This window comes from Bradyrhizobium sp. MI1.3 (assembly GCF_055811695.1).
This window is the reverse complement of the sequence record NZ_JBVVPQ010000273.1, coordinates 1-409: the sequence shown is the minus strand read 5'-3', so window position 1 is coordinate 409 and position 409 is coordinate 1. Positions and strand designations below refer to the sequence as shown.

General features: G+C 64.5%; 1 protein-coding gene and 1 pseudogene. Both read right to left on the bottom strand.

The annotated features are described in order from the left end of the window. Positions 1-105: IS66 family transposase (locus AC0L3A_RS41000; RefSeq protein WP_473256616.1), on the bottom strand; the 105-nt coding region annotated here is incomplete at its 3' end. Continuing rightward, positions 105-409 (bottom strand): annotated as a pseudogene (locus AC0L3A_RS40995) (hypothetical protein); the annotation flags it as partial. The gene AC0L3A_RS41000 and the pseudogene AC0L3A_RS40995, both read right to left, overlap by 1 nt.

The window sequence follows — 409 nt, the reverse complement described above, 5'->3', positions numbered from 1 at the left end:
GGCGCGGCCCATCCACGAGGCCAGCGTCTGCCGATCGAGCGTGATGCCTTGCGCGGCGAACATCTGTTCCTGCCGATACAGCGGCAGCTGGTAGCCGTATTTCATCACCGCGATGTGGGCCAGCAAGGCTCCCGTGTGGTTCGTTCGTCGATCGCGCTGTTGCGGGTCTTGCCGGTCTTGGTGACGGCCCGGTTCTGTGTCACATGCGGCGTCACGCCAATGGCGCGAAGATTGGCGACATGATCGGCGGTATCGTACGCCTTGTCCTCACCGGCCGTGATGCGGCGGCCCGCGGCTTTGCGTCTTGGCTTCAGCATGGTCTCCGAAGCCCGGCGGGGGATGTCCCGGGTTCTGTTGAATTTCTGAAGAGGTCGGCGTTGCCCACCTTGAGCCGGTAGGCTCGGGGTGC